The 26,338-nt window shown below is 70.3% G+C and carries 22 protein-coding genes and 4 pseudogenes; 16 read left to right on the top strand and 10 right to left on the bottom strand.

Going from position 1 to position 26,338, the window contains the following annotated elements; translation table 11 throughout:
- Positions 1-14: 14 nt before the first annotated feature.
- From OHA61_RS35845 to OHA61_RS35795, 11 genes are all read left to right on the top strand, one after another.
- Entirely contained in the window at positions 15-746 is a 732-nt protein-coding gene (locus tag OHA61_RS35845; RefSeq protein WP_406306535.1) for a CBS domain-containing protein, read from the top strand.
- 12 nt (positions 747-758) lie between these two features.
- Entirely contained in the window at positions 759-1,277 is a 519-nt protein-coding gene (locus OHA61_RS35840) for a flavodoxin domain-containing protein (protein WP_406306533.1), read from the top strand.
- 438 nt (positions 1,278-1,715) lie between these two features.
- Positions 1,716-2,855: a 4Fe-4S dicluster domain-containing protein gene (locus OHA61_RS35835; RefSeq protein WP_406306532.1), complete on the top strand. Its 1,140-nt coding sequence runs from the start codon at positions 1,716-1,718 to the stop codon at positions 2,853-2,855.
- A complete protein-coding gene (locus OHA61_RS35830; RefSeq protein WP_406306531.1) occupies positions 2,852-3,307 on the top strand; it encodes a Crp/Fnr family transcriptional regulator in 456 nt (151 codons plus the stop codon). The genes OHA61_RS35835 and OHA61_RS35830 overlap by 4 nt, the downstream gene beginning before the upstream one ends.
- Complete coding sequence (locus OHA61_RS35825; RefSeq protein ID WP_406306530.1) at positions 3,304-4,119, top strand: FAD/NAD(P)-binding protein; 816 nt, start codon at positions 3,304-3,306, stop codon at positions 4,117-4,119. The genes OHA61_RS35830 and OHA61_RS35825 overlap by 4 nt, the downstream gene beginning before the upstream one ends.
- Before the next feature lies 1 nt (position 4,120).
- Positions 4,121-4,900, top strand: coding sequence for an oxidoreductase (locus OHA61_RS35820; RefSeq protein WP_406306529.1), 780 nt, complete (start codon positions 4,121-4,123; stop codon positions 4,898-4,900).
- Positions 4,897-6,264 (top strand): Ni/Fe hydrogenase subunit alpha, encoded by a 1,368-nt coding sequence (locus OHA61_RS35815; RefSeq protein WP_406306528.1) that lies wholly within the window; start codon positions 4,897-4,899, stop codon positions 6,262-6,264. Before OHA61_RS35820 ends, OHA61_RS35815 begins: the two co-directional genes overlap by 4 nt.
- A gap of 22 nt (positions 6,265-6,286) precedes the next feature.
- Complete coding sequence (locus OHA61_RS35810) at positions 6,287-6,973, top strand: CBS domain-containing protein (RefSeq protein ID WP_406306527.1); 687 nt, start codon at positions 6,287-6,289, stop codon at positions 6,971-6,973.
- Entirely contained in the window at positions 6,970-8,076 is a 1,107-nt protein-coding gene (gene hypD, locus OHA61_RS35805; protein WP_406306526.1) for a hydrogenase formation protein HypD, read from the top strand. Before OHA61_RS35810 ends, hypD begins: the two co-directional genes overlap by 4 nt.
- Positions 8,073-9,143: a hydrogenase expression/formation protein HypE gene (gene hypE, locus OHA61_RS35800; RefSeq protein WP_406306525.1), complete on the top strand. Its 1,071-nt coding sequence runs from the start codon at positions 8,073-8,075 to the stop codon at positions 9,141-9,143. The genes hypD and hypE overlap by 4 nt, the downstream gene beginning before the upstream one ends.
- 37 nt (positions 9,144-9,180) lie before the next feature.
- Positions 9,181-9,621 carry a DUF6448 family protein gene (locus tag OHA61_RS35795; RefSeq protein WP_406306524.1) on the top strand — a complete coding sequence of 147 codons (441 nt, stop codon included), beginning with the start codon at positions 9,181-9,183 and terminating at the stop codon, positions 9,619-9,621.
- A gap of 49 nt (positions 9,622-9,670) precedes the next feature.
- Here the strand turns inward: OHA61_RS35795 and OHA61_RS35790 are convergent, their stop codons facing one another.
- From OHA61_RS35790 to OHA61_RS35775, 4 genes and pseudogenes are all read right to left on the bottom strand, one after another.
- Positions 9,671-10,201: an HPP family protein gene (locus tag OHA61_RS35790; RefSeq protein ID WP_406306523.1), complete on the bottom strand. Its 531-nt coding sequence runs from the start codon at positions 10,199-10,201 to the stop codon at positions 9,671-9,673.
- Positions 10,202-10,239: 38 nt separating this feature from the next.
- Complete coding sequence (locus OHA61_RS35785) at positions 10,240-10,422, bottom strand: hypothetical protein (RefSeq protein ID WP_406307590.1); 183 nt, start codon at positions 10,420-10,422, stop codon at positions 10,240-10,242.
- 155 nt (positions 10,423-10,577) lie between these two features.
- Positions 10,578-11,510: pseudogene (locus OHA61_RS35780) on the bottom strand (ATP-dependent metallopeptidase FtsH/Yme1/Tma family protein); the annotation flags it as partial.
- A 310-nt stretch (positions 11,511-11,820) separates the two neighbouring features.
- Positions 11,821-12,159, bottom strand: a pseudogene (locus tag OHA61_RS35775) (ATP-dependent metallopeptidase FtsH/Yme1/Tma family protein); the annotation flags it as partial.
- A gap of 427 nt (positions 12,160-12,586) precedes the next feature.
- On the opposite strand from OHA61_RS35775, the gene OHA61_RS35770 reads away from it, so the two are divergent.
- Entirely contained in the window at positions 12,587-13,612 is a 1,026-nt protein-coding gene (locus OHA61_RS35770; RefSeq protein WP_406306522.1) for a 6-phosphofructokinase, read from the top strand.
- A gap of 71 nt (positions 13,613-13,683) precedes the next feature.
- Here the strand turns inward: OHA61_RS35770 and OHA61_RS35765 are convergent, their stop codons facing one another.
- Positions 13,684-14,571, bottom strand: a complete 888-nt coding sequence (locus OHA61_RS35765) for a universal stress protein (RefSeq protein ID WP_406306521.1) — start codon at positions 14,569-14,571, stop codon at positions 13,684-13,686.
- A gap of 840 nt (positions 14,572-15,411) precedes the next feature.
- Between OHA61_RS35765 and OHA61_RS35760 the strand changes: the two genes are divergently transcribed.
- The 3 genes and pseudogenes from OHA61_RS35760 to OHA61_RS35750 all read left to right on the top strand — a co-directional run.
- A complete protein-coding gene (locus OHA61_RS35760) occupies positions 15,412-16,464 on the top strand; it encodes a class I fructose-bisphosphate aldolase (protein WP_406306520.1) in 1,053 nt (350 codons plus the stop codon).
- Positions 16,465-16,984: 520 nt separating this feature from the next.
- Positions 16,985-17,286 (top strand): annotated as a pseudogene (locus OHA61_RS35755) (cyclic nucleotide-binding domain-containing protein); the annotation flags it as partial.
- A gap of 203 nt (positions 17,287-17,489) precedes the next feature.
- Positions 17,490-17,618 (top strand): annotated as a pseudogene (locus OHA61_RS35750) (universal stress protein); the annotation flags it as partial.
- Between the two features lie 13 nt (positions 17,619-17,631).
- On the opposite strand, the gene OHA61_RS35745 reads toward OHA61_RS35750, so the two are convergent.
- The 3 genes from OHA61_RS35745 to OHA61_RS35735 all read right to left on the bottom strand — a co-directional run bounded on the left by OHA61_RS35745 (position 17,632) and on the right by OHA61_RS35735 (position 20,596).
- Positions 17,632-17,844, bottom strand: coding sequence for a hypothetical protein (locus OHA61_RS35745; protein WP_406306519.1), 213 nt, complete (start codon positions 17,842-17,844; stop codon positions 17,632-17,634).
- Positions 17,845-18,128: 284 nt separating this feature from the next.
- Positions 18,129-19,319: an acyl-CoA dehydrogenase family protein gene (locus tag OHA61_RS35740; protein ID WP_406306518.1), complete on the bottom strand. Its 1,191-nt coding sequence runs from the start codon at positions 19,317-19,319 to the stop codon at positions 18,129-18,131.
- Positions 19,320-19,417: 98 nt separating this feature from the next.
- A complete protein-coding gene (locus tag OHA61_RS35735) occupies positions 19,418-20,596 on the bottom strand; it encodes a serine hydrolase domain-containing protein (protein WP_406306517.1) in 1,179 nt (392 codons plus the stop codon).
- Between the two features lie 211 nt (positions 20,597-20,807).
- On the opposite strand from OHA61_RS35735, the gene OHA61_RS35730 reads away from it, so the two are divergent.
- Positions 20,808-21,857, top strand: coding sequence for an enoyl-CoA hydratase/isomerase family protein (locus tag OHA61_RS35730; protein ID WP_406306516.1), 1,050 nt, complete (start codon positions 20,808-20,810; stop codon positions 21,855-21,857).
- Between the two features lie 3 nt (positions 21,858-21,860).
- Here OHA61_RS35730 and OHA61_RS35725 read toward each other — a convergent pair whose 3' ends face one another.
- Entirely contained in the window at positions 21,861-22,718 is an 858-nt protein-coding gene (locus OHA61_RS35725; RefSeq protein WP_406306515.1) for a hypothetical protein, read from the bottom strand.
- A 171-nt stretch (positions 22,719-22,889) separates the two neighbouring features.
- Complete coding sequence (locus tag OHA61_RS35720) at positions 22,890-26,303, bottom strand: phosphodiester glycosidase family protein (protein ID WP_406307589.1); 3,414 nt, start codon at positions 26,301-26,303, stop codon at positions 22,890-22,892.
- Positions 26,304-26,338: the final 35 nt, after the last annotated feature.

The raw sequence follows: 26,338 nt of genomic DNA, 5'->3' as shown, positions 1-26,338 counted from the left end.
GAGGAGCTACGGACATGAAGCACATGAAGATCGGTGGGCTGATGATCGATGACGTCGTCAAGGTCACGTACGACACTCCGTTCAAGGAAGTGGCCCGGCTGCTCGGCGAGCACCGCATCAGCGGACTGCCGGTGGTCGACGAGGACGAAAAGGTCATCGGGGTGATCTCGGAGTCCGACCTGATGGCCCGGCAGGCCGAGGAACCGCCTCTGGACGAGCAAGGACGGCCGCACTGGCTCAGCTGGCTGCACATCTCCAAGGGGCATGATGCGGACAAGGCCCATGCGCGTACTGCGGGAACCCTGATGTCCGGGCCTGCCATCACCGTGCGGGCCGAGTCGACCATCGCGGACGCCGCCAGGACCATGGCGCAGCGCCGGATCAAGCGGCTGCCCGTGGTCGACGAGGAGGACCGGCTGGTCGGCATCGTCACCCGCCGGGATCTGCTCCAGGTCTTCCTGCGGCCGGACGAGGAGGTCCGCCGCGCGGTGGTGGACGAAGTGATCGTCAACGCCCTCTGGCTCGAGCCGGAGACCGTGACGGTCGACGTGAGCGAGGGCGTCGTCACGCTCGGCGGCCAGTTGGAGCGGCGCAGCGACGTACCGATTGCGCTGCGGATGGTCAGCCAGGTGGACGGAGTCGTGGCCGTCGTCGACAAGTTGACGTACCGCGTGGACGACTCGCATCTGCGGCCCGACGACCCGGCCGTCTATGGCGTCGGCGAGGAGTGGCTGCGCAGGCACTGAGGAGGTGTACGGATGAACGCGAGAGTACTTGTCGCGTACGGCACGAAGAACGGCTCGACCGCCGAGATCGCCGGTGTCATCGCCGACGCCCTGGAAGAGGAGGGACTGCGCTCCGAGGCACGGCCCGCGGCGGAGGCCCGCGATGTCACGGCGTACGACGCGGTGGTGCTCGGCGGCGCCCTGTACGCGGGCCGCTGGCACCGCGACGCCGTACGCTTCGCCCGCCGCCACGAGCACGCCCTGGCCGAACGCCCGGTGTGGCTGTTCAGCAGCGGTCCGCTGGACGCCTCGGCAGGCGAGCGCGACATCCCTGCGGTGCCGGGTGCTGCCCGCGCGGCGACCCGGCTCGACGCCCGGGAGCACGTCACGTTCGGCGGCCGGCTCGAGGAGGGAGCCCGGGGCTTCGTCGCCCGGATGATCGTCAAGCAGGGGCGGGGCGGTGACTTCCGCGACATGGAGCGGATACGAGCCTGGGCCCGCAGCATTGCGAAGGAAATCGGCGAAGGGGCGGGGCCGGCGCCGCCGACCTGAGACGCCCCGGATTACGCCCCCCGCTCGCCGTCCGTGTCGTCCTTGCGGACGCCGCCAACCATCCCCGCTCGGCTCAGAGTTGTTCCCCGCGCGACTCGCGGCCCTGCTGGGACAGCGAGCATGTCCGCACAAGCTTGCGGAATCCGGTATGCCGCGGTCGGCGGTCAACGTCTCGGCCGTGTCCCTCGCCGCCGTCACCGCGTTGCTGTACATCATCGCCGGCGCGGCGGCGGCCGCGCGATCCGGGCCTCCTGTCCCGCCCGGCTGTGGGCTCTCTCCCTTCCATCACATAGCGGCGCGGAGTGCGACACAGGGGTGCCGAGCTTCCCTTTTGAGGGCCGAACGACCCAGGCCAAGGGCCGGGCGGCCCGTAGTCGCGGTGCGGTGCCTGCCGGACGCTGAGGGTGTCAGCCTCATACATACGTCCAGGGGGACGACATGGATGACAATCCGGCAGTCGCCGTACTCGACAGGACCGGACTCGACGCGCTCATCAGGCTGCTCGTTTCGCAGGGGCGCACTGTCGTCGGACCCACGGTACGGGACGGAGCGGTCGTCCTCGCCGAGCTGACCTCCGCCGACGAACTGCCCTTCGGGTGGGGCGTCGAGCTGGAGGCCGGTCACTACCGGCTGCGCCCGCGCGAGGACGGGGCGGCCTTCGCGCACAGCGCGGGGCCCCAGTCGTGGAAGACGTTCCTCCACCCGCAGCGGGAGAAGCTGTGGAGCGCGGACCGTGGGCCCGACGGTGAGCTGACGGTACGGGCCGAGCAAGCGCCTCCCACCTCGTATGCGTTTCTGGGCGTACGGCCCTGCGATCTGCGGGCCATCGCGATCCAGGACCGGGTACTTTCCGGGGGCCGGTTCCGCGACGACGGGTACGCGGGGCGGCGGACGGGCGCGCTGCTGATCGCCGCCGAGTGCACCGAGCCCGGGTCCACTTGCTTCTGCGCCTCCATGGGCTCCGGGCCCGCAGCCGATGCCGGCTTCGATCTGGCGCTCACCGAGATCGTGGACGGTACCGGGCATCGTTTCCTCGTACGCACCGGGAGTGACGAAGGCGCGGCGCTGCTCGCGGACATTCCGAACCAGCCCGCCGACCCGGAAACCGAAACCGCCGCGCGCACCGCCGTCGCCGGAGCCGCAGACCGGATGGGCCGGTCCGTGCCGCCGGTCGACCTGCGGGCGCTGATGGGCGCGAGCCTGGACGCCGAGCGCTGGGACGACGTCGCACAGCGCTGCCTGACCTGCGGAAACTGCACCATGGTGTGCCCGACCTGTTTCTGCACCACCACCGAGGACGTCACCGATCTGACCGGCGACCACGCCGAGCGGTGGCAGCGCTGGGATTCCTGCTTCGACCTCGACTTCTCCTATCTGCACGGCGGGCCGGTCCGCTCCTCCGCGCGCAGCCGCTACCGCCAGTGGCTCACGCACAAAGTCGGCACCTGGCACGACCAGTTCGGCAGTTCCGGCTGCGTGGGCTGCGGCCGCTGCATCGTCTGGTGCCCCGTCGGCATAGACCTCACCGAAGAGATCACGGCGCTCAACGAGGAACTCCAGGAAGAGGCAGGCCGATGAACGCGACCACGATGATGCGGGCGCTGCCCGCCGAGCACCGCAACGAGCTGCTGCGTATCGCGCGCGAGGTCGACTTCCCGCAGGGAACCCGCATCTTCGAGGAAGGACGGCGGGCGGACCGTTTCTGGATCATCCGCTCCGGCACGGTCACCCTCGACATGCATGTGCCGGGCCGCCGGGCAGCTGTCATCGAGAATCTGGGCCTGGGCGAGCTCGTCGGCTGGTCCTGGCTGTTCCCGCCGCACACCTGGCAGTTGGGGGCAGAGGCGATGAGTCCGGTGCGCGCCTACGAGTTCGACGCCACTGCGGTGCGCCTGATGTGCCAGACCGACACCGAGCTGAGGGCAGCGGTCGCCGAGTGGGTGGGCCAGGTGATCGCCCACCGGCTGCAAGCGGCCAGGACCCGGCTGCTCGACCTGTACGCCCCCTATGGCAGCGGCAGTCCGCGATGACCGCACCCCCCGTCCCGTACCGCGTGGTGCGCCGCCATACCGAGACCGCCGACACCATCACGCTCAGGCTGTCCCCGGTCGGTCCCGACGCGCTGCCCGCCTTTGCACCCGGTCAGTTCGCCATGATGTACGCCTTCGGGGTCGGCGAGATCCCGGTTTCGGTGTCCGGCATCCACGGCCCGTCCCTCGAACACACCGTGCGTGCCGTCGGTGCGACCTCTGGGGCATTGCACGCACTGCTGCCCGGGGACCGGGTGGGGCTGCGCGGCCCCTTCGGCACCGGCTGGGAGCTGGAGCGGGCGGCCGGGCATGACCTCTTGGTCGTCGCGGGCGGCATCGGACTGGCTCCGCTGCGGCCGGTGATGGTCGCCGCGCTGCTCGACCCAGGCGCGTACGGGCGGCTGAACCTGCTGGTCGGCGCCCGCAGCCCGGACGATGTCGTCTTCCGTGAGCAGCTTCGGCACTGGGCGCACCGCGGCGGCCTGCACATGGCCGTGACCGTCGACCGGGCGGGCCGGGACTGGCGCGGCGGAGTCGGGGTCGTCACCACCCTGCTGAACGGCGCCCGCTTCCAACCTGAGAGGACAACAGCATTCGTGTGCGGGCCCGAGGTGATGATCCGCGCAACCGCCCGCGAGCTCCTCCACCGCGGGCTGCCCGCCGAACGCATCAGGGTCTCACTGGAGCGGAACATGCGCTGCGCGACCGGGCACTGCGGACACTGCCAGCTGGGACCCGTCCTGCTGTGCCGCGACGGCCCGGTGCTCGGCTACGACCGTGCCCAACCCCTGCTCATGGTGAGGGAGTTGTGAGATGGACACTCCGACGCTCGCCGCTCCCACCCTGGCGATCTGGAAACTGGCCTCCTGCGACGGCTGTCAGCTCACCCTGCTGGACTGCGAGGACGAACTCCTCGCGCTGGCCGGGCAGGTGGACATCGCCCATTTCCTTGAGGCATCGAGCGCGGTGCGGCCGGGCCCGTACGACCTCTCGCTCGTCGAAGGCTCGGTAACGACGGCCGCAGACGCCGAACGTGTCCGCTCCATCCGCGCCGAGTCGCGCCGACTGGTGACGATCGGAGCCTGCGCCACGGCCGGCGGCATTCAGGCCCTGCGCAATTTCGCGGACGTCGAGGAGTTCCGGCGCACCGTCTACGCCCGGCCCGACTACATCGAAACCCTGGCCACCTCCACCCCCGTCTCGGCTCATGTGAACGTCGACTTCGAGCTGCGCGGCTGCCCCATCGACCGAGGTCAGCTGCTCGAAGTCATCACCGCCTACCTCTCGGGCCGCAAGCCCGACATCCCCAGCCACAGCGTGTGCTTCGCCTGCAAGCGGCGCGGCACGGTCTGCGTCACCGTCGCCCACGGCACGCCCTGCCTGGGGCCGGTGACCCACGCCGGCTGCGGGGCGATCTGTCCGGCGTACGGGCGCGGCTGCTACGGCTGCTTCGGCCCCTCCGGATCGGTGAACCTGCCCGCCCTGATCCCACTGCTGCACCGCGACGGCATGGATGATCGCGATGTGGAGCGGCTGCTGCGCACCTTCAATGCCGCCGCCTTCGACCGGGAAGCGAAGGAGGCCACGCCGTGACGCACCGTGGATCGAGGGTCCTGCACGTCGGCTCGCTCTCCCGTGTCGAGGGCGAGGGGGCCCTCCACGTACGCATGCAGGAGGGGCGGGTCACCGAGACGCGACTGCAGATCTACGAGCCGCCCCGCTTCTTCGAGGCGTTCCTGCGCGGCCGTGCGTACACCGAGCCGCCCGACATCACCGCCCGGGTGTGCGGGATCTGCCCGGTCGCCTACCAGATGAGCGCCTGCCGGGCGATCGAGCACGCCTGCGGGGCCGCGGTCGACGGACAGCTGGCCGAGCTGCGACGGCTGCTGTACTGCGGCGAGTGGATCGAGAGCCAGGTCCTGCACATCTATCTGCTGCATGCCCCGGACTTCCTCGGCTGCGACGGCGCCATCGACCTGGCCCGTACCCACCGCGCCCACGTCGAGCGCGGACTGCGCCTGAAGCAGACCGGCAACGCCATCCTCGAACTCCTCGGCGGGCGCGCGATCCATCCGGTCAACGTGCGCCTCGGCGGCTTCCACCGGGTGCCTACGAGAGCCGAACTGCGGCCGCTCGCCGAGCGGTTGCGCCGCGCCATGGACGACGCCTGGGACACCGTCCGCTGGGTGGCCGGCTTCGACTTCCCGGACGCCGGCTCCGACAACGTGCTCCTCGCCCTCACCGAGTCCGGCCGTTACGCCATCGACGCGGGCGTCCCAGCGGTGATGCCCGCCCCGCGCACGCACGGGCTCCCCGCGGACAGCATGCGGCGACTGCCGGTTCGTACCTTCCCCGTCCCGGACTTCCCGGACGAGGTCGTCGAACACCAGGTGCCCCACTCGACTGCCCTGCAAGCCACTCTGCGCGGAGAGCGCCATCTCACCGGATCGCTCGCCCGCTACGCCATCAACGGCCATCTCCTCTCCCCCGTCGCAGTCGAAGCGGCCAGGGCTGCCGGACTTGGCGACCCGCTCGCCGGGACGGTGTGCCGCAACCCCTTCCGCAGCATCCTCGTACGGGCCGTGGAAACGCTGTACGCCGTCGAGGAAGCACTGCGGATCATCGAGGCGTACGAGCCCCCGCCCCGTCCGCATATCGAGGTGACGCCCCGTGCGGGCACCGGTCATGGTGCCACCGAGGCGCCCCGGGGCCTGCTGTACCACCGCTATGTCCTGGACGCCGAAGGGACCGTCACCGACGCCATGCTCGTTCCGCCCACCGCCCAGAACCAGGCAGCGATCGAGGAGGACCTGCGCCGCCTGGTCCAGGACGAGTCCGACCGGGGCGGGGGCACCGACGCCGAACTCACAGCACTGTGCGAGCGGGCGATCCGCAACCACGACCCCTGCATCTCCTGCTCGACCCACTTCCTCGACCTGACCATCCATCGCAGCTGACCGACCCGACCAGGAGGGCACCATGCACGGCACCCCGCACATCGTGAGCGATGTGATGACACACACCGTCGTGGCCGTCAGCCGCGACGCGACGTTCAAGGAAATCGTGCAGACCATGCAGCGGTGGAAGGTCAGCGCCCTTCCGGTCCTGGAAGGCGAGGGCCGGGTGATCGGCGTCGTGTCCGAGGCCGATCTGCTGCCCAAGGAGGAGTTCCGGGAGAGCGACGCGGACCGCTACACCCAGCTGCGGCGGCTGCCCGATCTCGCCAAGGCCGGAGCAGTGACGGCCGAGGAGCTGATGTCCGCCCCCGCCGTCACCACCCACCCGGGCGCGACCCTCCCACAGGTTGCACGGGTCATGGCGCAGCGCAAGGTCAAGCGATTGCCCGTCGTCAACGACATAGGTGTGCTCGAGGGCATCGTCAGCCGCGCCGACCTGTTGAAGGTCTTCCTGCGGGACGACAAGGACATCGCCGAAGAGGTCCGCAAGGACGTGGTGGCCCTCCTGTTCCCCTCGCAGCCGGAACCCGTCCGGGTGAAGGTGGAGGAAGGCGTGGTGACCCTCACGGGACGCATCCGCGACACCGCCCTCGTGCCGGTCGTTGCCCGCCTGGTGCAGGCCGTCGAGGGCGTGGTGGATGTGGAGTTCGACCTGACGAGTCCGCACCGGCACCCCGACGCGACCGAGGGCGCACAGGCCTCGTCATGAAGTACCTCGACGAGTACCGCGATCCGGCTCTCGCCCGGCAGCTGCTGGACGAGCTGCACCGGACCGCGACCGCGCCCTGGCAGATCATGGAGGTGTGCGGCGGGCAGACCCACACCCTCGTCCGCCAGGGCATCGACGAACTGCTGCCCGCCGGCATCCGGATGGTGCACGGGCCCGGCTGCCCCGTGTGCGTCACCCCGCTGGAGACACTGGACCGGGCCATGGCCGTCGCCGCCCGCCCCGGAGTGATCCTCAGCAGCTTCGGGGACATGCTGCGCGTCCCCGGCAGCAGCACTGACCTCCTCTCGCTGCGCGCCAGGGGCGCGGACGTCCGGGTCGTCTACACCCCCATGGACGCCGTACGCCTGGCCGCCGAACTCCCCGACCGCGAGGTTGTCTTCCTCGCCGTCGGCTTCGAAACCACCGCACCCGCCAACGCCATGGCCGTGCTGCATGCCTCCCGCCTGGGCCTGTCCAACTTCAGCATGCTGGTGAGCCATGTCCTCGTACCTCCGGCCATGACGGCTCTATTGGAGTCGCCGGGCTGCGAGGTTCAGGCCTTTCTCGCCGCCGGACACGTGTGCGCGGTCATGGGATGGACGGAGTACGAACCGATCGCCGACCGCTATCGGGTCCCGATCGTGGTCACCGGCTTCGAGCCTCTCGATCTGCTGGAGGGCATCCTCATGGCCGTGCAGCAACTGGAAGACGGGCGGCACACGGTGGAGAACCAATACGTACGGGCGGTACGCCGCTCCGGCAACACCGAGGCCCAGGACGTCCTGCGCCGGGTCTTCCAGGTCACCGACCGGTCCTGGCGCGGCATCGGCATCCTGCCCGCCAGCGGTCTCGAACTCACCGAGGAATTCGCAGAATTCGACGCGGCACGGCGCTACGACGTCGGCGGGCTGCGCCCCGAGGAGCACCCCGAGTGCATCGCGGGCGCCATCCTCACCGGCGCCAAGCTGCCCACCGACTGCACGGCGTACGGCGTGCGCTGCACGCCCCGTCATCCGCTCGGCGCGCCCATGGTCTCCGCCGAGGGAACCTGCGCCGCCTTCTACGCGGCGGGCCGAACGAGGCCGGCAAGGAGTCCGGCATGACCTCCGAGACGAACCCCGACATGAGCCGCCTCGACTGCCCTGTCCCGTACGCGGAAAGCGAGCGCGTACTCCTCGGCCACGGCGCCGGCGGACGGCTGACTGCCGAACTGCTGGAGGACCTGGTCCTGCCCGCCCTCGATGGACCGCAGGAGCAGCCGGAGCCGTTGGAAGACGCCGCACTGCTCCCCGATCACCCCGAACTCGTGGTGAGTACGGACAGCTTCGTCGTGAGCCCGCTGTTCTTCCCGGGCGGCGACATCGGTTCACTCGCCGTGCACGGCACGGTCAACGACCTGGCGATGCGCGGCGCCTGGCCCATCGCACTGTCGGTCGCGCTGATCGTCGAAGAGGGCCTTGAACTCTCCGAACTCCGCTCCGTACTCACCTCCTTGGGCAAGGCGGCCCGCGAAGCCGGAGTCCCGGTCATCACCGGGGACACCAAGGTCGTCGGCCGGGGCGCCGCGGACAAGGTCTTCATCAACACCACGGGGGTCGGCCGCGTCCTCTCGGCCCTGCGCCCCTCCGCCGCCCTCGCCCGACCCGGAGACGCGATCCTGCTCTCCGGCCCCATCGGTCTGCACGGCACCACGGTGCTCAGCACCCGTGAGGGGCTCGGCTTCGAAGCCGACATCGCCTCCGACTCGCAACCCCTTCACCGGCTCGTACGCGCCATGGCCCGCCTCGGCAGCGAGGTCCACACATTGCGCGACCCGACCCGCGGAGGACTGGCCGCGGCGCTCAACGAGATCGCCCGCGATGCACGGATCGCCGTCGAGATTGAGGAGAGCGCCCTCCCCGTGCCGACGCCCGTGGCAGCCGCCTGCGATCTGCTCGGCCTGGACCCCCTCGTGGTGGCGAACGAGGGCTGTCTGGTCGCCTTCGTCGCACCAGCTGCCGCCGACGAGGCGCTGGCCCTCATGCGGACCCAGCCGGAGGGCTCGGGAGCAGTACGCATCGGGCAGGTACCGCGCGAGGGGCAGGCCGGCCGAGTGGTCATCCGGACCCTGGTCGGCGCCCGCCGGGTGGTGGACATGCCGCTGGGCGAACTGCTCCCGCGGATCTGCTAGAACACCGAACTCGTGCCCGCCCCTCGTCACAGCCGCTGTGACCACAGCCGCTAATTGTCCCCAGCCCACCCCATTGACCTGTGCTTTTGCCAACCAGTTTCAGCATCATGCGGGGCTGTCTACCGAGGACTCTTGGCACATCTGTACAGCCGCTGCACCGAGGAGGACGCCTCCCCCCTCCGGCTGCCTGAAGAAGCGCACCCCAACCACGACGTCGCGTGTCGGACCGGTGATCCCGGCTGCCGAGCGTGCCCTCGACGTCGGCTCCGCGGACGAACTGACCGGGGTGCTGTGCGAGATCGTCCGTGGGCAGGTGGAAGAGCGTCACGGCCGCGCCATAGCGCTCAAGGAGCATGCCGCTGAGGGGGTGGCTGCCGCCCGCGAATATGTGGAGGCCAGTCTCGGCCTGCAGGTGTGGGCGCACCGCCTGTACAAGCAGGCGATTGCTGTCGCGCATGCACCAAGCCGGCGCTCATGAAGAAACGACGTCCAAGTGTCGCCTCGGTAAGCGCCTCAGTGGTGGGCGGTCAGGGCACAGCCGTTCCACGGTAGCCCCGCCGAGGCGGGAGCCCGGGCAGCACCGTGGACGGGGCCTGCGGCCGCGTCCCGGCGGGTTCCTTCTGCACCGGATGGCCGGCGAGGGCCGCGACGATGTCGGCTGCGGTCAGCACCCCGGCCAGACGCCCGTCCTCCTCCAGCACCGGGAGAGCGTCGGCTTCGGTGTAACTCATAAGGTCGGCTGCGTGCCGTACGGTCTGCTCCACGTGTACGAGCGCCGGCCTGTGGCCGAGCAGGAGGTCGCCCACGCGCAGACCGGACAGCGAAGCGGCCGGTGCCGCACAGACGACCGCCACGTCGGCCCTGTCCAGCAGGCCCGCACAGTGACCGTCCGGACGCAGGACCGGAAGGTGCCGGGAGCCGGATCGCTCCAGCAACTCCCAGGCCACCAGCACGGTTTCGTCGACAGCGACCGTGACCACAGCGGTGCGCATCACGACAGCGACCGTCCGCGCCAAGACCTCCTGCTCATCGTGGGCCGCCCGAGGCTGCTGTTCCATGGCTGCCACCTTCCTTGTTTGCGGGCGTCGCCGCGGCGTCACGGGGAGGGCGTCGGTTTCCCTGCCGCGGCGGGGTGTTGGCCGTCCTGCCGCTGGAGTACGTCGAGGACGACGGACCCGTCGATGGTCTCGCGGGCGGTGAGCAGTTCGGCCAGGGTGTCCAGCGCGGCCCGGTGGTCGCGCAGCAGGTCCACCGCACGTTTCTCGGCTTGCCGCACCAGGCGGGCGGTCTCCTCGTCGACGATGCGTTGGGTCTGCTCGGAGTAGGGCCGCCGCAGCGTGTCCTCAGTGCTCTCGCCGCCAAGGTAGTGGGGGCGCCGGAGCCGTATCCGACGGGGCCGAGGGCCGGGGACAGGCCGAACTCGCGGACCATGCGGGCCGCGATCTGGGTGGCGCCGGCCAGATCGTCGGCCGCGCCGGTCGAGCCCTCGCCGAAGACGACCAACTCGGCTGCCCGTCCGTCGAGCCGGACAGTGAGCAGGTCGGTCAGGTAGCTCTCGCTGTACAAGTGCCGTTCGGCCTCCGGGAGCTGCTCGGTGGCACCCAGCGAAGGCCCGGCGGGCAGGATGGTGACCTTGGCGACCGTGTCGGCGTGCTCGCACAGGGCCGCCATGAGCGCGTGTCCGGATTCGTGGACGGCCACAGAGTGCCGCTCCGCGGGAAGCAGGGCGTTGGTGGACTCCCGCCGCCCGAGCAGCAGCCGGTCGCGGGCGTCGTCGAGGTCCTGTGCGTCGATGACCGCGCCGCCGGCCCGGACGGCGTTGATGGCCGCCTCATTGACCAGGTTGGCCAGGTCCGCGCCGGAGAAGCCGGGCGTGGCCCGGGCGACGATGTCCCAGTCGACGTCCGGTGCCAGGGTCTTGCCGCGGGCGTGGACGGCCAGGATCGCCGCCCGCTCGGCCTGGTTGGGCAGCGGCACGGTCACGTGCCGGTCGAAGCGGCCGGGGCGCAGCAGAGCCGGGTCGAGCGTCTCGGGCCGGTTGGTCGCAGCCAGCACCACGATGCCACTGCCCTGGTCGAAGCCGTCCATCTCGGCAAGGAGCTGGTTGAGGGTCTGCTCGCGTTCGTTGTTGCCACCCAGCCGGGCAGCCCCGCCGCGGCGGCTGCCGACGGCGTCGATCTCATCGATGAAGATGATCGACGGTGCCCGCTTGCGTGCCTCGGCGAACAAGTCGCGCACCCGTGAGGTCCCGACGCCGACTAACATCTCCACGAACGCCGAGCCGGTCACCGACAGGAACGGCACCTCCGCCTCGTCGGCCACCACGCGGGCGATGAGGGTCTTGCCGGTGCCCGGCGGCCCCACCATGATCACCCCACGGGGTCCCTTGGCCCCTGCGATCGCATAGCGCTCGGGGCTGCGGAGGAAGTCGACGATCTCGCTGATCTCCTGCTTGACCCCCTCGTAGCCGGCGACGTCCTCGAAGCGGGTGGTCGGCCGCTCGGTTTCGATGATCTTGGCTCGGGCACGCCCGATGGCGCTGAGCCCCCCGGCCCAGGGTCCGGGCCGCCCGGCGGCCGCTCCAAAGGATCAAGGCGACGATGAACAGCAGCGGAAGGAACGGCACCAGCAGCGTCCCCGAGGGGCTTCCGCTGCTGCTCCGGGACGCGGTGATCTCCACCTTCTTGGACTGCAACTGCTGCTCCAGGCGGCTCTTGTCCAGCGCGGTGGGTATGCGCGTGGTGAACTTCGTACCGTCCTCGAGGGTTCCCTTGATGGCGCCCTTGTCGTTGATGTCGACCGTCTTGTCCTGACCGCCACCCACCTTGCCGACGAAGTCGCTGTACGACAGTGATGTGCCCTCCTGGGGTGAGGGGGCTCGGATCAGCACCACGAGCAGCAGGACCAGCGTGGCGACGGGCAGCAGCCACCGCCCCAAGGAAGGCGTCGACGAGGGCCTCGCCGGCTTGGGCGGCTCGCGAGGCGGTCCCGGCTTGGCCGAGCGTGACGGATGCACACCTGTGAGACGGAATCGTGTGATCACCGGGCGGCTCCTTTGATGAAGGACGAACCTCAGGCGAGGCCGTTCCCGGCGTGCGAAGAAGCGTGGACCTCACGTGGGCGTCCCCTTCCAGGATCAACGCCTTCGCCGCCATCGGCAGGATCGAACGCAGCGAGACGGGCCACTTCCGCCTCTGATCACCGCGCAGAGTCGTCCGGACAAACCGATCGACGCGGCCCGCACCTGTTCAGCGGGCTCCAGGCCGCCCCGAAGCCGGACAGAACTCCTCACGAGCGAGCCGTTCGGACCCGGCGTCCGTCGAGTGGCCACTGCGGACCGAACGGGGGGAGGCTGGAAGCAGGCGATCCATGTTCCCGGCAGCGGTCTTGATCGCCGAGAAGGCCGCGACTGTGCGGGCCGTCCAGCGGATGGGAGAAAACCCATGAGGGTCGGAGTACTGACCGGCGGCGGTGACTGCCCCGGCCTCAACGCCGTGATCCGCAGTGTCGTCCGCAAAGGCGTCGACGAATACGCCTTCGACTTCGTCGGGTTGCGGGACGGCTGGCTCGGCTTGCTCCAGGACGATGTCATACCACTGGACATCGCCAGCGTGCGGGGGATCCTCCCCCGCGGCGGAACCATCCTTGGCTCCTCCCGCACCAACCCGTTCACACACGAGGACGGGCTGCGACGCGTACAGGACACCCTTGCCACGCACGACGTGGACGCGCTTGTCGCGATCGGCGGCGAGGACACGCTCGGCGTGGCCACCGAACTGAGCCATCTGGGAATTCCCCTGGTCGGCGTGCCGAAGACCATCGACAACGACGTCTCCGGCACCGACTACACCTTCGGCTTCGACACCGCAGTCGGCATCGCGACCGAGGCCATCGACCGCCTCCACACCACCGCCGAGTCGCACATGCGCGCCCTTGTGGTGGAGGTCATGGGGCGGCACTCCGGGTGGATCGCACTGCACGCCGGCGTCGCGGGCGGCGGCAACGTGATCCTCATCCCGGAGCGGCCCTTCGACATCGATCAGGTCTGTGAGCAGGTGAAGAACAGATTCAAGATCAACTACGCGCCGATCGTCGTGGTGGCCGAGGGGGCCGCCCCGAAAGAGGGCCAGGCGGTCCTCAAGGATCAGTCGCTGGACGAGTTCGGCCATGTGCGGCTGTCCGGCATCGGCGAGTGGCTGGCTCGGGAGATCTCGGAGCGCACAGGCAAGGATGCCCGCACCACGGTGCTGGGGCACATCCAGCGCGGCGGCACCCCGAGCGCCTTCGACCGCTGGCTGGCCACGCGCTTCGGGCTGCACGCCATCGACGCGGTCAAGGACGGTGACTTCGGCGTCATGGTCGCCCTGCAGGGCACCCGGATCGTCCGCGTCCCCCTCGCCGAGGCCACGGCGAAGACCAAGCTCGTCGATCCGTCGCTGTACGACGAGTTCGAGGTGTTCTTCGGCTGACCGGCCCGCCGCCCACCGGATCGCTCCCGGTCCGCGACCCGCCGTTTCCCCGACAGACCTCTGGACGGCCGTCATCCGGCGTGCGGTACGACTGCCACTGGGCAGCAGGCGTGGTGCAGTACGGCGTGCGTGACTGGGCCCAGCCGGCCCTCGGCCGCCTGGGGATCGGTGCGGCGGCCCACAACGAGCAGGGCCGCTTCCCGGGACGCGTTCAAGAGTGCTTCCGCAGGCTGGAGCAACATGACATCGGTGTGGACCGTCACGCGGGGGTACTTCTCCCGCCAGATGCGCAGCGCGTCCGAGAGCCGCAGAACCTCCTGGTCCTCCCACGTGGCGCGGTCCTCCTCGGTCACCACGAGCGTCCGCGGAGAGACCGCCTCCGCAGGAAACGCCCATGCCTGGACCACCCGCAGACGTGCTCCACGTGCCTCAGCGGCAGAGAACGCGAAGTCCGCCGCCTCCCCGACCGGGCGATGCGCATCGAACCCCACCACCACCTGGGCAGCGCCCCCTTCCGCGCGTATCCCCTCCCCGAAGGCGCTGGGCCGCTGGGGAACCAGGACGACAGGGCACGGGGCTGCTGCCGCCATCCGCAGCGCCACCGAGCCGACCGCGAGACCGTCGAAACCGCCCGTCCCCCGTGTGCCGACGACAAGAAGCCCGGCAGCGCGGGCCGCAGCGAGAAGAGCCGGGGCCGGGGCGTCGTCGGCCTGCTCGCCCCGCACCTCGACATCCGGGTAACGGTCGACCAGGTCGGTGACCATTCGATCGAGCATGCGCGCACCCATGTGACGCAGCCGGTCCAGGGCCGGGCGGGGCACGACGGTGCCCGGAAGAGACGGAAAGGCATGGAACAGGCGCAGGGGAACGCCGCGCAACTCGGCCTCCCGCGCCGCCCAGTCGGCTGCCGTCGCACTGCGTTCGGACCCGTCGACACCTGCCAGCACAGGGTGACTCATCGTGTCCTCCTTCGCCGGGCCTGCACCTTCACAGGCGGCACACCGCCCTGCCTCCCCTTTTCCACTGTTCCACGGCAGGACCGCTCTGGCTCCCGGACCGGATGCGGGGCCCGCGACGGTCCTGGCGGGCCCCGCATCGCAGCCGATCCAGCAGATCGTCACGCAGCGGCCGACAGGATCCAGCAGCGGACCCAGCGAGCGTCCGCCCCGATCCCAGCCCGGCCGCAGTGTTTCCACACCTTGGCCCTGGTTCGCATGCCGCACGTTGAGCGCCCGCAGCACAGCCCACGGGTGTTGTCACGTTCGGCGGAAGACCACTGGCCGTCGGCGGCGCCGACGATCACGCTCGATCTGGTGGGCCCATGCCCACGTCAGCCGCTCACCGCTCGCCGTAAACGAGCTGGAGAAACACAAGCACCGGGAGAACTCCGTCATGGAAATACCCGTCGTGACCGCGTGCACGGTCGAGGACTGCGCCTGGAACGGGACCACACGTGCCCCGCTCTGGCCATCACCGTGGGCGACATGCCGCCATGCGCACTGCGGCACTCGCTTCACCTCCCGGCCCAGGGGCGGCGGCCAGTCCGCCGGAAACAGGACGCGGCACCGTGCTCCGGCCTCACGACAGGGCGGGTGGTCAGCGGTGCGTGGGCGACGCCGCCGTATTCGCGAACAGCCGGCCTCCGTCGGCGGGGCCGAAGGACCGCACCGCTGCGTGCGGCCGGGGCCGGCGGCTGGAGAAGGACACCCACACGGCGTGTACGGATTCGCGTGGGCCCCGCGGTCGGGGGAACCCGGGATTCGCCTCTGGCACTTCCGAACGACCGGAGAGGTAAGCCGATGACCGACATCCAACGCTTGCTGGGCGACGAGGCCGGGGATCTGCTGACCTATACCGCCCACGGGATTCCCAAGGAGGACCTGGTACTCCCGGGTCATGACTTCGTCGACCGGACCGTGGCCGCGACCGACCGCTCGCCCCGGGTGCTGCGCAACCTGCAGTCCCTCTTCGACCACGGCCGCCTGGCCGGCACGGGGTACGTGTCGATCCTGCCGGTCGACCAGGGCATCGAGCACTCCGCCGCGTCGGCGTTCGCCGCCAACCCCCGCTACCTCGACCCCAGGAACATCGTCGAACTCGCCATCGAGGGCGGCTGCAACGCGGTCGCCAGCACACTCGGCGTACTCGGAGCCGTGTCGCGGCGCTACGCCCACAAGATCCCCTTCATCGTGAAGCTCAACCACAACGAGCTGCTGACCTACCCGAACCACTACGACCAGATCATGTTCGGCAACGTCGAGCAGTGCTTCGACCTCGGCGCGGCCGGTGTCGGCGCCACGGTCTACTTCGGATCGGAGCAGTCCGACCGCCAGTTGCAGGAGGTCAGCGAGGTCTTCGCGCGCGCCCATGAACTGGGCATGTTCACCGTGCTGTGGTGCTACCTGCGCAACTCGGCGTTCAAGAAGGACGGCGTGGACTACTCGGTGTCGGCCGACCTCACCGGCCAGGCCAACCACCTCGGAGTGACCATCCAGGCCGACATCGTCAAGCAGAAGCAGCCGGAGAACAACGGCGGCTACCCCGCACTGGGCTTCGGCAGGACCGACAAGCTCCTGTACGACAGGCTCACCACCGATCACCCGGTCGACCTCACCCGCTGGCAGGTGGCCAACTGCTACATGGGCCGTGTCGGCCTCATCAACAGCGGCGGCGCATCGGCCGGCAAAGGGGACCTCGGACAGGCCGTACGCACAGCGGTGATCAACAAGCGGGCCGGCGGCACCGGTCTGATCACCGGCCGCAAAGCCTTCCAGCGGCCCACCGACGAGGGCATCGAACTCCTCCACGCCGTCCAGGACGTCTACCTCGACGACAGCATCACCGTGGCCTGACCGGGCACCCCCGATTGCCCCCGGGGTCACAGTTCCGCGCGCGGGAGCCTGCCAGCGTCTTTGGGTGACCTCGTCCGATCGGGGCCGATCTGAAGGGACTGGCACGCGAAGGCTGCCCGGAAGGCGACAAATGTTGGTGAGTCGTCGCAAAGGATTCATGAGCCGCGTGCAGCAGCGCGGACACGGCGTCGGTGGGCAGCATTTCGCTCGACAGCTTCACTTCTGGATTGCGCAGCCGGGCGCGTTCCGCGCAGAACGCGGTGATGTGCCCATCGCTTCACGTGGACCGACTCTCACCAGGGCGCCTCGGCCCAGATTGCACTGTGCCGATTTACGACGATTGTGGAGTGAAGTGGCCGGGAGAAAGAGCGGGGTGCCGCTACCCGCATCGCCGCCTCGGCCGCCTCATCGGCCTGCTACGAGCCCGCCTCCGCTTCGAGGTCATGGTGAAGGGAAGGCGATTGTGGTTGCGAGGACCGGCGTTTTCGGCGCCCTGATCAAAGAGCATCGCGAGAAGCTCATGCCCCTCGCTCGTGAGGTCTCGTTCGAGATCAACGAGCGCATCTTCAACGAGGCGGCAAAGCCGACCGATTCTGGATCATCCACACGGGCACCGTCGCTCTCGACCTTCACGTGCCCGGCCGCCGCGCAGCGGTCATCGAGACCCTCGGTGCCGGCGAACTGCTGGGCTGGTCCTGGCTGGCCCCCTCCCATCACTGGCACCTGGGGGCCCAGGCCAGCGGCCCGGTGCGCGCGTATGAATTCGACGCGGCCGCGGTCCGTGAGCTGTGCGGGAACAACCCGGAACTGGAGCACGAGCTGTGCACCTCCCCTGTCTCCTTTCATACCGGATTCCGCGCCTTCGGCCCCCTCTCTTACGGGTGCGGAGGGGATTGGGGTACTCCTCGAAGGAGAGAACGCACCACGCTCGGCATGTCGGCGACGTCCGGACCCTCCACGCCATCGGACTCGTTCACCGTCATCCACCGTCATCTCCAGCTTCTTACGAGACGGAGGCCGCCGCCATGCAACCAGTCGTCACCGTGGGTCTCGACGGCTCGCCCGAGAGTCTTGCCGCTGCCCGCTGGGCAGCCGACGAGGCCGAGAAGCGTAAGCTCACCCTGCGCCTGCTGCACGCGTGGCCGCTGCTCGCGATCTGATCCTTGCTCACGCCGGGAGTTCCAGCTCCACCAGGTACGCGTCCTCGGTGTCCTCGACATCGGCCAGCGGCGCCCACGCCTCGGTCGTACCGAACTCACCGACACCGGGGAAGACAGACTGCAGGAGCCGGTCCATCCGGCTGTGCAGATCCTCGAGTTCGCGGAACGGGTCCCATACGGGGACAGCGCCCCTCAGATCGGTGGTCGTCGCATCGGACATCACCCTCACCTCCTCGGGACCAGAGCGGCCCACGACCGGTCACCTGCGGAAGCGCGCCGACCAACGGGGCTCCACCAGGTCCCACTCGGCGTCCCACTGCGCGTACCTTCTACGGTCCAGCTGGCGCATGCCCGCCCTCGCCGCGTCGACCCCGGCGCCCACCGCGATAGTACGAGCATCGGTTACTGACCGCTCAGAGCAGACATTTCCTGACTACGGAGGGTAACGATCTTGATGCCAACTACCCACCCTAAGTGTCAACTATAGATCTTTGTCGCAGCCGCTCAGCGCCGCACCCGCGGCATCCCCAGTCCGATCCAGGAGATGATCTCGCGCTGGATCTCGTTGTTCCCGCCGCCGAAGGTGAAGATCACGGCGGAGCGGTAGCCACGCTCCAGTTCGCCGTGCAGGACGGCTCCCGCCGAGCCCTCCTTGAGCGGGCCTGCCGAACCGACGACCTCCATCAGCCAGGCATACGCTTCGCGGCGCGCCTCCGATCCGTAGACCTTCACTGCGGAGGCGTCCTGCGGGGTCAGGGTGCCCTCCTGGACGGCGCCCACCATCTGCCAGTTGAGCAGTTTCATCGCGTCCAGCTTGGTGTGGGTCTGCGCCAGGCGCCCCCGTACCCAGCCGAGGTCGATGACGCGCCGTCCGTCGGCGAGTTTGGTGTCGGTGGCCCAGCGCTGGACGTTGTGGAGGGCGCGGATGGCCATGGTGCCGTGGGCGGCGAGGGTGACGCGCTCGTGGTTCAGCTGGTTGGTGATCAGCCGCCAGCCCTTGTTCTCCTGGCCGACCCGGCGGGATGCGGGCACCCGGATGTTCTCGTAGTAGCTGGCGGTGGTGTCGTGCGAGGCGAGGGTGTTGATGATGGTGCAGGAGTAGCCGGGATCGGACGTCGGCACCAGCAGCATGGTGATGCCCTTGTGCGGCGGGGCTTCGGGGTCGGTGCGCACGGCGAGCCAGACCCAGTCGGCGGTGTCGCCGTTGGTGGTCCAGATCTTCTGTCCGTTGACGGTGTAGGTGCCGGTTTCCTCGTCACCCTCCCGTACGGCGCGGGTCTTGAGGGCGGCGAGGTCGGTGCCCGCGTCGGGTTCGCTGTAACCGATCGCGAAGTCGATCTCGCCGGAGAGGATCTTGGGCAGGAAGTGGGCCTTCTGCTCCTCGGTGCCGAACTGCATGATCGTCGGGCCGACGGTGTTGAGGGCCATGAGCGGCAGTGGTACGCCTGCCTGGGCGGCCTCGTCGAAGAAGATGAACTGCTCCATGGGGCTGAGACCACGGCCGCCGTACTCCTTGGGCCAGCCGACGCCCAGCCATCCGTCGCCGCCGAGGCGGCGAACGGTCTCCCGGTAGAAGCGCTTCTGTTCGCCGGGGTCGCCGTAGCGGGCGTAGACGTTGTCCGGCACCAGTTCGGCGAAGTACGTACGCAGCTCGGCGCGCAACTGCTGCTGCTCAGGCGTGTATTCGAGGTGCACGGCCCCTCCAGGAGTCTCGCGATCCGTCGCATGCGCGGCGCACACAGTAGAACGTGTTGCAAGAATCCGGAAGGGCCGTCGACCGATTCAGGACCGGGTCAGAGCGGCAGCCGGACGGCCTCGTACAGCGCGTCCACCAGTGCCATCTTCCGTGGATCGTCCGCAATGTTGGGGCCCATGCGGTTCATGACGTAACCGAGGCTGATGCCCGCCTCCGGGTCGGCAAGTCCGCAGGAGCCGCCGAAGCCGTCGTGCCCGAAGGTACGGGGATTGGGTCCGTACGAACCGTTCTCGCCGCTCAGCCAGAGGCCGAGCCCGACCTCCGTCTCGTGCTCGAACCCGGCGCCGAGCACCAGGTCGCGGCAACTGCCCTGGCCCTCGCGGACGCGTTCGGCCGCCTCGGGCGACAGCAGGCGCCGGCCGGCGAACTCACCGCGGCCCGCGAAGATCCCGTAGAGCGCGGCGACGGCGCGGGCGGTGCCGTGGCCGTTGGCGGCGGGGATCTGGGCAGCACGCCACGCGGATGTGTTGGCGTCCGCCGCCCCGACGATGGGGTTGACCAGGGCCGCCAGGGCGGCGGGCTGCAACTGGGCGAAGACTGCGGCCTGTTCGCTGCTGGACGCGGTGGGCGGGTGCACGAGCTCGGCGACGCGCCCCGCCTCCTTCTCCGGCAGGCCGATGGTGAAGTCGATACCGAGCGGCCCGGTGACCTCCTGGTGCAGAAACTCTCCCGGGAGCTGTCCGGTGATGCGCCGGATCACCTCACCGACCAGGAATCCGTACGTCATCGCGTGGTACCCCGACCGGGTGCCCGGCTCCCACCAGGGCTCGGTGGCCGCGAGGCGGGCGCAGGTCAGCTCCCAGTCGTAGAGCTGGCCGAGGCTGTGCGGCTCACGGAGCCCGGACAGGCCCGCGCGGTGGGAGAGCAGATGGCGTACGGGGAGGGTCTCCTTTCCCGCCGCGGCGAATTCCGGCCAGTAGGTGGCGACGGGGGCGTCCAGGTCGAGCAGCCCGCGGTCGGCGAGCAGATGCGCACACAGAGCGGTGGGGCCCTTGGTCGTCGACCACACATTGACCAGCGTCTCGCGCTCCCAGGGGCGGGTGCGCGCCTCGTCGGCCCAGCCGCCCCACAGGTCGACGACGGGCTCCCCGTCGAGGATGACGGTCACGGCCGCGCCCAGTTCGCCGCGCTCGCCGAAGTTCTCCTCGAAGGCTGCACGCACCGCCCGGAAACGATCGTCGCAGTGGCCTTCGATGTGGGGTGCAGGTTCTGGCATGGGGGCCTCCATCGCCTCTGACCGGTGGACTCCGGCCTGCCGGTGTCCAGCTCACAGAGAACGTACCGACTGGTCGGACTGCCGGGAAGAGTGCGAACAAGCCGAGGCTCGCGGCCCTGCGCCCGGTCGCCATGAACCCCTGCCCACGGACCGTCGGGCAGGGGTGAGCGAGGATGGGACGAGAAGATCCGTCCCGCGGAAGGAACACCTCATGGCCCTCGACGAGTCCGAGGCCGTACTGCTGCGCACCGAGGGCCGCGCCGCGTACATCACGCTCAATCGCCCGCGGGCTCTCAACGCCCTGACCCACCCCATGGTCCGCACCGTCGACGCGGCACTCGACGCCTGGGAACAGGACCCCGCCGTCGAGGTCGTGGTCATCGCGGGAGCCGGTGAGCGCGGACTCTGCGCGGGCGGCGACATCCGCGCGATCCACGCGGACGCGCTCGCGAGCGGCAGCGCCTCGGCGGCCTTCTGGCGCGACGAGTACCGCCTCAACGCCCGCATCGCCCGTTACTCCAAGCCCTACGTCGCCGTGATGGACGGCATCGTCATGGGCGGCGGAGTGGGCGTGTCCGCGCACGGCGACGTGCGCATCGTCACGGAACGATCTGCCGTCGCCATGCCGGAGACGGGCATCGGCTTCGTACCGGACGTCGGCGGTACGCATCTGCTCGCGCAGGCGCCCGGCGAGCTCGGCACGCATCTGGCACTCACCGGCTCGGCGGTCGGCGCGGCCGACGCGCTGCTGTGCGGGCTCGCCGACCACTTCGTGCCCTCGCAGCGGCTGGCCGAGCTCACCGCTTCTCTCGCCGTGCTGGATGTCTCCGAGGCTGTCCGGCGGTACGCGGCCGCGGCGCCCGCGGGCGAACTGGCCCTGCACCGCGAGTGGATCGACCACTCCTACGCGGCCGACACCGTGGAGGAGATCATCGAGCGGCTGCTCGACTGCGGCGAGCCGGCGGCGAAGGAGGCCGCGGAGACGATCCTCACCCGGTCCCCCACCTCCTTGAAGGTGACCCTCGCGGCGATGCGCAGGGCCCGGGCGCTGGGTGAGCTGGAGCCGGTCCTGGACCAGGAGTTCCGCGTCTCGTGCGCAGGATTCTCCTCGCTCGATCTGATCGAAGGGGTCCGGGCCCAGGTCATCGACAAGGACCGCAGGCCGCGCTGGTCGCCCGCGGAGCTCTCGGAGGTGACGGAGGCGGACGTGGCCCGGTTCTTCGCACCCCTCGGTGAGCACGAACTCGGTCTCGCCGGCTGAACGTCAGCCGCCGAGGAACGCGTGGAGGGAGGCCTTCATCCGGGCGACGAAGGCCTCGCGCACGCTGTCCTCGACAAGATCCAGCGAGAGATACGGATTGAGATCCTCCAGCTCGACGAGCAGCAACTCGCCGTCCGGTGCCCGGCAGGCGTCGACGCGCTGGATGCCGTGGTCCAAGGTGTTCCAGTCGATGAACCGCTGCGCGAACTCCAGGTCGCCCGCGCCCGGTTCGTAGCGCTCCAGCTCCCAGCGGCGCTCCGGGCGCGGGGCGTACAGGGCGTACTGGAAGTCGCGGTCGACGAAGTAGAACGACACCTCGTAGCGGAACGGGATCCTCGGCTGCACCAGGACCTCGCCGTACACGAGCCCCTCCAGGCCGTCTCTGCCGACGAACTCCATGCCGATCGAGTCGGCGCCGAGCTTGGGTTTGACGACGTACTGCGCCGCGTGCGGCAGCCGTCCGACGTCCTCACCGCGGTCCACGGTCGGGATGACCGGAAATCCGGCGGCGCTCAGCTCCACCAGATACTGCTTGCCCGCCATGTCGGCGCGGCCCGTCGGCGGGTTGTAGAGCCGGACGCCGGACTCTCGGACGAGAGCCAGGAACGCGTCGTACTCGCGCTGGTAGTGGAGCACCGGACCGCTGTTGCGTACGACGACGGCGTCGAAGGGGTCCATGAGGCGCGCCGCGTCCAGCGGATGGCACAGGGCGATGTCGAAGTCTTCACGCAGGCGGCCGGAGAGCCGGATGTCCTCGTCGCAGTAGCGGCGCCCCTTGGCCTCGTAGCCGAGATCGGTGACGTAGAGGAGGCGGTTGCGTGCGGCGGTCATGGTGCTCCCGTGCTTGGCGTGACTGGTCATGCCGGATCGTCCGGCTTTCGTATCAGACGGGCCGCGCGTGGCGGTGCGCGGGGAGGGGGCGGTCGGGTGTGGTTCCGCTGCGCGGGGCTGTTCCCCTACCCGCCCTCCCCCTACGGCCTGGCGGCCGTAGGGGGAGGGCGGGGTGGGGAACAGGCCCGCCGCAGGCGCCGCCTACGCCGCCGCCCCCGCCCCCTCCCCCGCCACCCGGATCTCCGTGCGGCTCGTGACGCCCGCAACCGTCACCGCCAGCGTCACCGTCCCCGGCCGCAGCGCCGTCACGCGGCCCGTCCTCGGGTCGAAGGACGCCACATGCCGGTGGCGGGCATCCTCCGGCGCGCCGATGAACAGGTTCGGCGAGCCTGTCCAGTCCGCGCTCAGCGGGAACGCGACCGGGACCCGGCGCGCGCCCTGCGTGACCGTCGCCCCCGCGGCCCCGCTGCGGCCCGGCGGCAGCGCCGCGGGCGCGTCGAGCGTCAGGCCGTCGACATGGGCGCGGGTCTGGACGGAGACCCAGTCGGGCTGTCCCTCCCACGGCCGGAGCCGACCGCTCTGCTGCTCCGACCGGGACACCGTGTCGACGCCGACCAGCGACCAGCCGGTGAAGCCGCCTTCGTTCGCCGGCCCCGCCGGCGCCTTGCCCGAGTTGCCGTTGATCAGATAGGGCACACCGTCCACGTGGTCCGCGTGGAAGACACCGACATGGCTGCCGATGAGCCCCGCCCCCTTCCCGGTCGTACGGCGGAACTCCGCGAGCCACTGCTCGATCAGCGCCGCCTCCTTGCGGTCGCTCAGCTGGCTGCCCTTCTGGACGGTCGGGTCGCGCGGCGGTACGTGCTCGACGAGCATCACCGAGCTGACGCCCGGGTCCTTCGCCGCCGCGTCCAGCTGCGCCCGTACCTCCTTGATCTGGGCGAAGCCGCCGCCGCGCAGGCTCAGGCTCGAGGTGTCCAGGGTGAGAAAGCGCGTACCGCGATGGTCGAACACACGGTGCGCGGGCCCGAATTCGGCGATGAAGTTGTCGATCTTTCCGCCCATCACCTCATGGTTGCCCGGCACGTAGTACCAGGGCAGCTCGTCGCCCAGCTCCTCAGTCAGCACCCGCCGGGCGAAGGCGAGGTCCGCCGGCGAGCCCTCGTCGACCAGGTCGCCGTTGACGACGAGGAAGTCGGGCCGCGCGGCCTTGATCTCGCGCAGTGTTCGCCGTGCCTGGGCGACGATCGCGCTGTCGGGGTCGCGGGCGACGAACTGCGCGTCGGACATGACCGCGAACTGCCAGTCCCTGGCCTCGGTTTCGGCCGCCGGGTCGATCAGCGGATCGGCGTGACGCGGCTGCGCGGGCAGGTCGACCGTCGGCGGCACCTGCGCGCTCAGCCCGTCGATGACGATCTTCCCGGTGTACTGCTTCGCGGCCGCGGTCTCGGCCAGATAGAAGCGGAAGACGGACAGCGGCGTCGCGGCTCCCGGCGGCACCGCGAAGGTCACTTGCCGCCAGCCCGTCCAGGTGACGTACGGCCCGCGCAGCAGCTGGTCGGACCCGGCCGCGTCCTTGAGGTGCAGGGTGGGCCAGGCGCCTTTCCCGTCGCCCTTGATCCAGAGCGTGAAGGACTGCGGCTGACCGGGGACGGAGATCGGCTTGGGCGGGTTGGCGTACGCGGCGCGGGTCGCCGTCGACTGCGTGAAGTCGTAGCTGAGCTCCAGGCCGGTGCCGCTCTGGCCGTCGGGCGTCGCCGCGACCGAACCGCTCGCGCGCGCCTGGCTGAAGGTCCAGGCCGCGGCGTCGTCGAAGCCGGAAACGGCCTGTTCGGCGAGGCCGACGCTGACTGCCAGAACGGTGGTGACGCCGTCGACGGTAACCATGACCCGTCCGGCGCCGCTGCCCGTGAGGGACCTGACGGTGAAGGAGCCCTTTCCGTCGTCGCGGATGTCGAAGAGGGTGTGGTCGTAGGCGAGTTCGGCGTCGGCCGGTTCGACGGGCGCGCTGTTGCCCTGCGCGTCGAGGCCCAGGATGCTGAACGTGCCGGTGGCGTTCGCCTCCGCGAGGCCGACGCGCCGGGTGGTCGGTTCGATCCGGGCGAGGTCGTCGAGGACCGTCAGCCGGGTGCTGCCGTGGGCGCCCGCGCGTTCCGCGCGTACCTCGGTGGTGCCGCTGTGCCGGGCCCGGAACACACCGTGGTCGTCGACCCGGCCCACCGAGGGCCTGAGGGTACGCCAGTGCGGCGCCCCGGCGGCCGGTCCGTACGTCTCGTCGTATCCGGCGGCGGTGAGCCGGCGGGTCAGGCCGGGGAAGACCCGCTCGGGGTGGCCGCCCTTGACCGGGTCGGCGGTGGGGGCGCTCCCGGCGGGCGTACGGGTCTCGACCCAGAAGCCGCGCAGCCGGCCGCTGCCGTCGGGCGCGGTGAGCGCGAGCCCGTTGGGGACGGTGCGCTCGCTGCCGTCGGAGGGGCTGTTCTCCACCTGGAGCGCGTCGCTGCCGGGTTCACGGGCCACGAGTGTCGACGATCCGCCGCCGTCGAGGTTCAGGGCGCTGTGGGCACCGGCCTGCTTCATCATCAGGCCGAGCTCGGTGAGGGTGACGCCGCCGCTGTCGGCCTGTCGGCCGTCGACGGTGATGACCTGCATCGCGCGGCCGTCCTTGGAGAAGCCGACGGCGGTGCGGGGAGCGGCGGTGTTGTTTCCCTCGCCGTCGTGGTTCTGGGGTGTGCCGTCGACGACGAGGAGTTCACGGCCGCCGACCGCGGTGCGCGGGACGGGTCCGCCGTCGGTGCGCGGCCGGTACTCCAGGGCGACGGGGTCCCCCGGCCGCAGCGCGGCGAGCACCCCGGCGCCTGCCTCCCGGCCGACCAGGACGGTGGTGTCCGGCGCGATCGGCCCGCTGCCCGGCCTGCTCGCGACCTCTGCCACCTTCCCGTCGCGAACGAGGACTTCGGCGACGGGAGTTGCGGCGTCGACGGTCAGCGCCCGGTCGGCCGTCCCCCAGGCCGCGGTGTACGCGCCGATGCCGCCCGCCGGGACATTGGCGGCGTTGTACGCGGTCACCGGGTGCGTGCCCGAGGGCAGCGTCAGGGTGCCGTCGAAGTACAGCTGCAGAACGCGTCCCGCGTTCCCGGGTCCGATCCCGACGGCCCGGTTGGCACCCGCGGCCGGTGAGTGGGTGACCTTGCCGTCCTTGATGCCGGGGCCTTGTGGCGCGCCGGTCTGGTTGATGTCGAAGAAGTCCGCGTTGATGGCTGCGACCGTGCGCCGGCCCGGTCCCGGGTCGTGCCGGGCGGCGAGTTCGGAGACGGAACGGCGGTCGGCGACCTTGCCTGAGGAGAGATAGTCCGCCTGTACGCCGCTGGTGCCGAGGTCGACGGAAAGCGCGTCGACCCGCAGCCACTTGTCCGATTCCAGCCGGTCGTACGAGGTGAGGCTGATGCCCGGAGCGATCGGCCGGGCGCTGCGCGCGGTCTCGATTCCGTCGCCGTCGACGACAGCCCGGGGGCTTGTGGCCGCATTGCTCGCGGGCGGCGGCGCGAGCGGGCGCAGCACTTCGGACACATCGCGGGGACGCGGGTCGGGGGTGGAATCGGCGACTGCGGGGGACATCGCCCCCGCCGCCAGGGCGGACACCGTCGCGACCA

It is taken from the genome of Streptomyces sp. NBC_00885, assembly GCF_045207475.1.
In the GTDB taxonomy this organism is placed as follows: domain Bacteria; phylum Actinomycetota; class Actinomycetes; order Streptomycetales; family Streptomycetaceae; genus Streptomyces.
The sequence above is the reverse complement of the archived record's forward strand: the minus strand, read 5'-3'. Positions and strand labels throughout refer to the sequence as shown.

Coding starts and splice junctions, on each gene's coding strand:
- OHA61_RS35845 (WP_406306535.1), top strand. CDS start 15: ATGAAGCACATGAAGATCGGTGGGCTGATGATCGATGACGTCGTCAAG.
- OHA61_RS35840 (WP_406306533.1), top strand. CDS start 759: ATGAACGCGAGAGTACTTGTCGCGTACGGCACGAAGAACGGCTCGACC.
- OHA61_RS35835 (WP_406306532.1), top strand. CDS start 1,716: ATGGATGACAATCCGGCAGTCGCCGTACTCGACAGGACCGGACTCGAC.
- OHA61_RS35830 (WP_406306531.1), top strand. CDS start 2,852: ATGAACGCGACCACGATGATGCGGGCGCTGCCCGCCGAGCACCGCAAC.
- OHA61_RS35825 (WP_406306530.1), top strand. CDS start 3,304: ATGACCGCACCCCCCGTCCCGTACCGCGTGGTGCGCCGCCATACCGAG.
- OHA61_RS35820 (WP_406306529.1), top strand. CDS start 4,121: ATGGACACTCCGACGCTCGCCGCTCCCACCCTGGCGATCTGGAAACTG.
- OHA61_RS35810 (WP_406306527.1), top strand. CDS start 6,287: ATGCACGGCACCCCGCACATCGTGAGCGATGTGATGACACACACCGTC.
- hypD (WP_406306526.1), top strand. CDS start 6,970: ATGAAGTACCTCGACGAGTACCGCGATCCGGCTCTCGCCCGGCAGCTG.
- hypE (WP_406306525.1), top strand. CDS start 8,073: ATGACCTCCGAGACGAACCCCGACATGAGCCGCCTCGACTGCCCTGTC.
- OHA61_RS35790 (WP_406306523.1), bottom strand. CDS start 10,201: ATGGAACAGCAGCCTCGGGCGGCCCACGATGAGCAGGAGGTCTTGGCG.
- OHA61_RS35770 (WP_406306522.1), top strand. CDS start 12,587: ATGAGGGTCGGAGTACTGACCGGCGGCGGTGACTGCCCCGGCCTCAAC.
- OHA61_RS35765 (WP_406306521.1), bottom strand. CDS start 14,571: ATGAGTCACCCTGTGCTGGCAGGTGTCGACGGGTCCGAACGCAGTGCG.
- OHA61_RS35760 (WP_406306520.1), top strand. CDS start 15,412: ATGACCGACATCCAACGCTTGCTGGGCGACGAGGCCGGGGATCTGCTG.
- OHA61_RS35745 (WP_406306519.1), bottom strand. CDS start 17,844: ATGTCCGATGCGACGACCACCGATCTGAGGGGCGCTGTCCCCGTATGG.
- OHA61_RS35735 (WP_406306517.1), bottom strand. CDS start 20,596: ATGCCAGAACCTGCACCCCACATCGAAGGCCACTGCGACGATCGTTTC.
- OHA61_RS35730 (WP_406306516.1), top strand. CDS start 20,808: ATGGCCCTCGACGAGTCCGAGGCCGTACTGCTGCGCACCGAGGGCCGC.
- OHA61_RS35725 (WP_406306515.1), bottom strand. CDS start 22,718: ATGACCAGTCACGCCAAGCACGGGAGCACCATGACCGCCGCACGCAAC.
- OHA61_RS35720 (WP_406307589.1), bottom strand. CDS start 26,303: ATGTCCCCCGCAGTCGCCGATTCCACCCCCGACCCGCGTCCCCGCGAT.